Annotated in this window: 4 protein-coding genes and 3 pseudogenes; 6 read left to right on the forward strand and 1 reads right to left on the reverse strand. The window is 70.3% G+C overall.

The window, feature by feature from the left end; genetic code table 11:
• From JMF90_RS16140 to JMF90_RS16150, 3 genes and pseudogenes are all read left to right on the forward strand, one after another.
• Positions 1 to 316: pseudogene (locus tag JMF90_RS16140) on the forward strand (D-xylose ABC transporter substrate-binding protein); the annotation flags it as partial.
• A 59-nt stretch (positions 317 to 375) separates the two neighbouring features.
• Entirely contained in the window at positions 376 to 1,935 is a 1,560-nt protein-coding gene (xylG, locus tag JMF90_RS16145) for a D-xylose ABC transporter ATP-binding protein (RefSeq protein ID WP_011549895.1), read from the forward strand.
• The gene (locus JMF90_RS16150; protein ID WP_011549894.1) at positions 1,932 to 3,131 is read left to right on the forward strand and encodes a sugar ABC transporter permease; all 1,200 of its coding nucleotides are present in this window, start codon (positions 1,932 to 1,934) and stop codon (positions 3,129 to 3,131) included. The genes xylG and JMF90_RS16150 overlap by 4 nt, the downstream gene beginning before the upstream one ends.
• Positions 3,132 to 3,280: 149 nt before the next feature.
• On the opposite strand, the pseudogene JMF90_RS40065 reads toward JMF90_RS16150, so the two are convergent.
• Positions 3,281 to 3,499, reverse strand: a pseudogene (locus JMF90_RS40065) (alginate lyase family protein); the annotation flags it as partial.
• A 171-nt stretch (positions 3,500 to 3,670) separates the two neighbouring features.
• Here JMF90_RS40065 and JMF90_RS16160 point away from each other — a divergent pair.
• From JMF90_RS16160 to JMF90_RS16170, 3 genes and pseudogenes are all read left to right on the forward strand, one after another.
• On the forward strand, positions 3,671 to 5,161 hold the full coding sequence (locus JMF90_RS16160) for a PAS domain-containing sensor histidine kinase (protein WP_041489581.1): 1,491 nt from the start codon (positions 3,671 to 3,673) through the stop codon (positions 5,159 to 5,161).
• Positions 5,143 to 6,519, forward strand: a complete 1,377-nt coding sequence (locus tag JMF90_RS16165; protein ID WP_011549892.1) for a sigma-54 dependent transcriptional regulator — start codon at positions 5,143 to 5,145, stop codon at positions 6,517 to 6,519. Before JMF90_RS16160 ends, JMF90_RS16165 begins: the two co-directional genes overlap by 19 nt.
• A gap of 415 nt (positions 6,520 to 6,934) precedes the next feature.
• A pseudogene (locus JMF90_RS16170) lies at positions 6,935 to 7,344 on the forward strand (hypothetical protein); the annotation flags it as partial.

The raw sequence follows: 7,344 nt of genomic DNA on the forward strand, positions 1-7,344 counted from the left end.
GGCGCTCGCCGCGCAGCATCTAGCCGGCAAGGTGCCGGTGTCCGGGCAGGATGCGGATCTGGCCGCGGTCAAGCGCGTGATCGCCGGCACGCAGACGATGACCGTCTACAAGCCGCTGAAGCTGATCGCGAGCGAAGCTGCGAAGCTCGCGGTCGATCTCGCGAAGGGCACGAAGCCCGCGTTCAACGCGCAATACGACAACGGCAAGAAGAAGGTCGACACGGTGCTGCTGCAGCCGACGCTGCTGACCAAGCGCAACGTCGACGTCGTCGTGAAGGACGGCTTCTATACCCAGGCCCAGCTGGCGAGCCAGTAACGGCACGACGCGCGGGCGGCTCACCGGCCGCCCGCGCGTATCCTGCGAGGCATGAACGAATGACGGAACCCTTGCTGACGATGCGCGGCATCGTCAAGGCATTCGACGGCGTGAAGGCGCTCGACGGCATCGACCTGACCGTGCGCCCCGGCGAATGCGTCGGGCTGTGCGGCGAGAACGGCGCCGGCAAGTCGACGCTGATGAAGGTGCTGTCGGGTGTGTACCCGCATGGCACGTGGGACGGCGAAATCCGCTGGGAAGGCGCGCCGCTCGCGGCGTCCGGCGTGCGCGACACCGAGCGCGCGGGCATCGTGATCATCCACCAGGAACTGATGCTCGTGCCCGAACTGTCGGTGGCCGAGAACATCTTCCTCGGCAACGAGATCACGCTGCCGGGCGGGCGCATGAACTTCGCGGCGATGGTTCAGCGCGCGGAGGAGCTGCTGCGCGAGCTGCGGATCGACACGATCAACGTCGCGCAGCCGGTGATGAACTACGGCGGCGGCCACCAGCAGCTGATCGAGATCGCGAAGGCGCTGAACAAGCACGCGAAGCTGCTGATCCTCGACGAACCGTCGTCGTCGCTGAGTGCGTCGGAGACGCGCATCCTGCTCGACATCGTGCGCGACCTGAAGCGTCGTGGGGTGGCGTGCGTCTACATCTCGCACAAGCTCGACGAGGTGGCGGCCGTGTGCGACACGGTCACCGTGATCCGCGACGGACGCCACGTCGCGACCGAGCCGATGGCCACGCTGACCACCGACCGGATCATCGCGATGATGGTCGGCCGCGAGATCCGCGACCTGTATCCGCGCGAGCCGCACGAGATCGGCGACGTCGTGCTCGACGTGCGCCACGTGACGTGCCGAGACGTGACGAACGCACGCCGCAAGCGCGTCGACGACGTGTCGTTCAGCGTGCGGCGCGGCGAGATCGTCGGCGTCGCCGGGCTGGTCGGCGCGGGCCGCACCGAGTTGATGCAGGCGATCTTCGGTGCGTATCCGGGCGCGTGCACGGCGAGCGTGACGATGAACGGCAAGCCGCTGTCGATCCGCTCGCCGGCCGACGCGATCCGCGCCGGTATCGCGATGGTGCCGGAGGACCGCAAGCGCCACGGCATCGTGCCGCAGCTCGGCGTGGGCCACAACATCACGCTCGCGGTGCTGCGGCGCTTCGCGGCGCGCGGGCGGATCGACGCGGCCGCCGAGCTCGATACGATCCGCACCGAGATGCAGCGGCTGTCGGTGCGCGCAGCGCACCCGTTCCTGTCGATCGCGAGCCTGTCGGGCGGCAATCAGCAGAAGGCGGTGCTCGCGAAGATGCTGCTGACCGAGCCGCAGGTGCTGATCCTCGACGAACCGACGCGCGGCGTCGACGTGGGCGCGAAGGCGGAGATCTACCGGCTGATCTTCGCGCTGGCCCAGCGCGGTGTCGCGCTGATCGTCGTGTCGTCGGAATTGCCGGAGGTGCTCGGCCTGGCCGATCGCGTGCTGGTGATCGGCGAGGGCGAGCTGCGCGGCGATTTCGTCAACCAGGGCCTCACGCAGGAACAGATCCTCGGCGCCGCGCTGAAGCCCGCGCGGCTGGCCGCCGAACCCACCGCAGCGAGTGCGACATGAATTCCGAACTTTCTTCCTCGACCCCGGCGACGCCGGATGCAGGCGCCGGCCGCGCGCCGCGGCTGCCATTGCGCCATGTCTTCACGCGCTACAAGGTGCTCGCGCTGCTGTTCGCGGTCGTCGCGATCTGGGCATTCTTCTCGGTGCTGACGGACGGCGCGTTCGTCACGCCCCGCAACGTATCGAACCTGCTGCGGCAGATGTCGATCACCGGCATGCTCGCGTGCGGCATGGTGTTCGTCATCATCGCGGGCGAGATCGACCTGTCGGTCGGCTCGCTGCTCGGGCTGCTCGGCGGCGTCGCCGCGATCCTCGACGTCAACCGCCACTGGCCGGTCGCGGCGACGGTCCCGGCCGTGCTCGCGCTCGGCGTGCTGATCGGGCTCTTCAACGGCTGGTGGTCGACCTATCGGCGCGTGCCGTCGTTCATCGTCGGGCTCGGCGGGATGCTCGCGTTTCGCGGCATCCTGCTCGGCGTGACGGGCGGCTCGACGATCGCGCCCGTGTCGGACGGCTTCGTGTTCATCGGGCAGGGCTATCTGCCGCGCGTGGCCGGCGACGGCCTCGCGGTCCTGCTGTTCGTGGTCGCGACGCTGCTGGTGGTGCGGCAGCGCGGCACGCGGCGGCGCTACCGGCTCGCGGTCGCCCCGCTGTGGCAGGACGTCGCGAAGATCGTCGGCGCGGGGGCGGTGCTGTTCGCGTTCGTCGCGACGCTCGACCGTTACGGCGGTATTCCGGTGCCCGTGCTGCTGCTGCTCGCGCTGCTCGGCGTGTTCTCGTGGATCGCGACGCAGACGGTATTCGGCCGGCGCATCTATGCAGTGGGGTCGAACCTGGAGGCGACGCGGCTGTCGGGCGTGGACACCGATCGCGTGAAACTCGCGATCTTCGCGCTGATGGGCCTGATGTGCGCGTTCGCCGGCCTCGTCAACACGGCGCGGCTCGCGGCCGGGTCGCCGTCCGCCGGCACGATGGGCGAGCTCGACGCGATCGCCGCGTGCTTCATCGGCGGCACCTCGATGCGCGGCGGGTCGGGCACGGTCTACGGCGCGCTGATCGGCGCGCTCGTGATGGCGAGCCTCGACAACGGGATGTCGATGCTGGACGTCGACGCGTACTGGCAGATGATCGTCAAGGGCGCGGTGCTGGTGCTGGCGGTGTGGATCGACGTGGTGTCGCGCTCGAACCGGCGGTGACGCGCGGCCCGGTCGCGCGGCGCGATGATCGCCGGCAGGCGGCGATCGTGAAAGCGTGCGTAGTACGGCTCGACCCAGCTCCGTTCGTCGCGGAACATCCACGGAAACAGGTCCTGCCTGATCGGCGTGATTTTCCTGAAACTCGCGGGATCTCCCACCGCGTCGATCACGAGGTTCGCGAGGCGGCCGATCGCGCCGTCGTTCTCGCGGTAGAGATCGATGTTGCGCCGCTGAACGAGTTCGGCCGCGAACACGAGCGGCAGCAGCGCGAAGGTGTGATAGGGGAGCGCGCGGTCGCCGCGCTTCACCTCGCGCGCGAGCGAACCGTCCGGGCCGATGTCGCGAATGCCTTCGCGTACCCGCAGCAAACCGGAATCGGGACCGAAGGCAGTCTAGCCCCCGGGGCTTTCGCCAGGCTTTCCACGGCGAGCCGTTACCGTTCCGATCTGCCGGCCGTCGGTGCGACGCATGGCGGTCGTGGCGGCTTCGCATGGCATGCAATGCGCTATTCTGTCGTCCTCAACCGCCAGCCCCATCCGATGAAGCGTCCGTCGTTCTCCACCCAACTCGTCATGCTCTGGGCACTCGTCGCGGCGTTGTGCGCGACGCTGGTCGCGGTCGTCTGGGTCACCGCGAGTTCCGCCGAGAGTCAGCAGGTGGCCAGCGCCAAGGCCGCCGGCGCGTCGGCCTGCGAAGCGGTCGCGTCGCGTTACGGCGCGTCGTCCGCGTCCGCGGGCGCCGGGCCCGCTCCGGATCTGATGCACGCGATCCTCGACATCGTGCTCTCGCGGGCGCCGGACATGGAGGGCGGGTTCTGGATGCCCGGCGCCGCACCCGACGCGAGCGGCTTTCTCGCGTATTCCTTTCCCACTTATCAGGGCAGCGGCGTCAAACGCGACGTTCCGGAAGCGGAAACGCCGCTGATCCTCCGCACGCTGCATGCCGCGGCCGCGACGCATGCCGCGACGACGAACGTCGTCGAAGGCGCGCAGGATGCCGTGATCGCGGCGGCCTGTCCGGTACGCGGCGGTGCGGGGCTGTACGTGTGGATGCTGACGCGTGCGCGCCCGCCGCTGGGCCGGCACGGGGAATTGCTGGCCACGGGGCTCGCCGCCGTGCTCGCGGTGATTCTGGCGATCGCGGCGGCGCTGGCCGTGGCGCTGCGCCGCTGGAAACGCAATCTCGCGCGGATCGAGAGCGGGCTGGGGCCCGACGGTCGCGAACATCACCTGCCGTACGTCGGCGAACCCGATCTCGACCGCGTCATCGATGCGTTCAACGAGCGGGCGCGCCGCGCCGACCGGCTGCAACAGCAGGCCGACGAACTGCGTACGCGGCTCGCGCAGGCCGAGCGCTTCGGCATGCTGGGCAAGCTTGCCGCGCAGGTCGCGCACGAGATTCGCAATCCGATGGGCGCGATGCGGCTGAAGGCGGAAAACGCGCTGGCCGGCGACGGCCGGCGGCAGCAGGACGCATTGCGCGTGATCCTCGCGCAGATCGAGCGCATCGATGCGCAATTGTCGAGCCTGCTCGCGCTGACGCAGCCGGTGCGCCCCCATGCGACACTCGTCGACGTCGACGCGTGGCTCGCGCAAGTCGTCGACGCGCACCGCGAGCTGGCGCAGCGGCAAGCGATCGACCTGACGGTGTCGCTCGCGGGGCAGGGCGAACGGCTCGCGTGGCCATCGGATCGTCCGGCCTTCGATCCCGACCAGATGCGGCGGGCGCTCGATAACCTGCTGCTCAACGCGCTGCACCATGCGGGCGACGGCGGCGCGGTCACGCTCACCGCCGAGCGGCGCGCGGTCGCCGGGCGCGACTGGCTGTGTATCACCGTGTCGGACAGCGGCCCCGGTGTGCCGGCCGCGCAGCGCGAGCGGATCTTCGAGCCGTTCGTGACGGGTCGCGCGGACGGCACGGGCCTCGGTCTTGCCGTGGTCCGTGAAGTGGCGGCGGCGCATGGCGGACACGCGCGCCTCGACGGCGGCGCCGCATTCGTGATTGAAATTCCATGGCAAACATCCTCATAGTCGACGACGACGCGGCCTTTCGCGACGGCCTCGCCGAAACGCTGGCCGATCTCGGTCATCGGGCCGTCGAGGCCGCATCCGGCCGGGCCGCGCTCAGCGCGCTGCGCGACGGCGGCGGCATCGAATGCGTCTTTCTGGATTTCCGCCTGCCGGATCTGGACGGGCTGGCCGTGCTCGCGCAACTGCGTGACGATCCCGCGCTGGCCGCGATTCCGGTCGTCATGCTGACGGCCCACGCGACCAGCGACAACACGATCGAAGCGATGCGGCTCGGCGCATTCGATCACCTGACGAAGCCGATCGGGCGCCGGGACATCGCGCAACTGCTCGAACGTATCGTGTCGGCGAATCAGCCGCCCGCGCCGGCGCCATCCGACAGCGGTTTCGCGGGCGAACCTTCCGCGGACCGACCACGATTGCTGGGCGTGAGCGCCGCGATGCGCGACGTGCAAAAGCAGATCGGCCGGGCCGCGATGAGCGACGCAACCGTGCTCCTGACCGGCGAGACGGGCACGGGCAAGGAGGTGGCGGCGCGCGTGCTGCATGCCGCATCGGCTCGCCATGCGGGGCCGTTCGTCGCCGTCAACTGCGCGGCCATTCCGGCCGATCTGCTCGAAAGCGAGTTGTTCGGGCATCGTCGCGGTGCGTTTACCGGCGCGCATGCCGATCGCGCGGGGCGCCTCGTCGAGGCCGACGGCGGCACGCTCTTTCTCGACGAGATCGGCGACATGCCCGCCGCGATGCAGGCGAAGCTGCTGCGCGCGCTGCAGGAGCGCCAGGTGATGCCGCTCGGCGCGGACCGCGCGACGACGATCGACATTCGCGTCGTGGCCGCGACGCATCGCGATCTCGCCGCGGCCGTCGCGAACGGCACGTTCCGCGAAGATCTCTTCTATCGGCTGAACGTCATTCCGCTGCACCTGCCGCCGCTCGCGGAGCGTGTAGCCGACATCCTGCCACTGGCCGCGCATTTCCTGGGCAGCGCGGCAGGCATGCGCGCGCTGCATCTGACGAACGACGCTCAGCGCGCGCTGCTCGATCACCGCTGGCCGGGCAACGTCCGCGAACTGCGCAACGTGATGGAGCGGGCGGCCGCGCTCGCCCCCGGGCCGGCCGTCAGCGCGGCCGATCTCGGCCTCGGCGCCGTGCCGGCGCGCCAGTCGGGCGCCGATGCGGTGCCGGCGCACCTGCTCGACATGCCGCTGCCCGATGCGCTCGCGACGGTCGAGCGCGCGGCGATCCTGCACGCGCTCGAGCGCGCGAACGGCAATCGCGCGGAAGCCGCGAGGCAGCTCGGGATCGGCCGCCAGTCGCTCTATGCGCGCATGGCGAATCTCGGGATCGAGCGCGACGAATAGGGCCAGCGCCAGCTCGTTATCGGTGTGAGCGGGCCGCTGGTCGCGTTGTTTCGACTGTCGGGAATGCCGACATGCGGTGAATCGACGTGTCGGGAAATCCGACACGTTTGGCGCGCGTCGTCGTTCGGCGCACGGCCACGCGGTGCGCCGCAGGTTGGCACGGGTATTGCGGATACCGATGCATCGCAACCCGTCGCCGGAGCCCGCCATGAACTCGTGCCTGCCTGTCGTCCGATCGCGGCCGCGGTGCCGCGCTGCCGTTCGCCGCTCGTATCGCATGCTCTGCGCTGCCGCGCTCGTTGCCGTCGCAACGGTCAGCGTGGCGCAGGTGCCGCCGGCGCCGCGCGCGGAAGACCCGGCCGGCGCCATGCCGCCTCCGCCGCCTCCGCCTCGGCCTCGTGCGCTTGTGCCTGCCATGCCCGGAAACGACACCGCCTCCGACGCGCTGGTGTCCGGCACGCTGTCGCGCCTGACGATCAATCCGGAAGGGGCGGTCGACGGCTTCGTGCTGACCGACGGCACGCTCGTCCTCCTGCCGCCGCATCTCGGTTCGCAACTGACGGCGCTCGTGAAAACGGGCGACCGCGTGACGGTAGCCGGCGAACGACGCGTCGACGATGAAATCCGCGCACGCGTGGTCCGCAACGACGGCACCGGCGCGTCGCTGTCCGATCAGCCGCCCGCGCCCGTCGCGCCCGTGCCGCCCACGCTGCGCGGGGTCAACCTTGCCCGCCTGAGCGTGTCCGGCGTCGTGCGCCGCGTGACGCGCGCGCCGCGCGGCGAGCCGGACGGCGTGATGCTCGACAGCGGAGCGATCGTCAAGCT

Origin of the sequence: Burkholderia sp. E168m23 (assembly GCF_016586125.1) — a bacterium.
Classification (GTDB): Bacteria; Pseudomonadota; Gammaproteobacteria; order Burkholderiales; family Burkholderiaceae; genus Burkholderia; species Burkholderia orbicola.

Excerpts from the sequence above, each read along its gene's own strand:
- xylG (WP_011549895.1), top strand. The coding sequence starts at position 376 with ATGACGGAACCCTTGCTGACGATGCGCGGCATCGTCAAGGCATTCGAC.
- JMF90_RS16150 (WP_011549894.1), top strand. The coding sequence starts at position 1,932 with ATGAATTCCGAACTTTCTTCCTCGACCCCGGCGACGCCGGATGCAGGC.
- JMF90_RS16160 (WP_041489581.1), top strand. The coding sequence starts at position 3,671 with ATGAAGCGTCCGTCGTTCTCCACCCAACTCGTCATGCTCTGGGCACTC.
- JMF90_RS16165 (WP_011549892.1), top strand. The coding sequence starts at position 5,143 with ATGGCAAACATCCTCATAGTCGACGACGACGCGGCCTTTCGCGACGGC.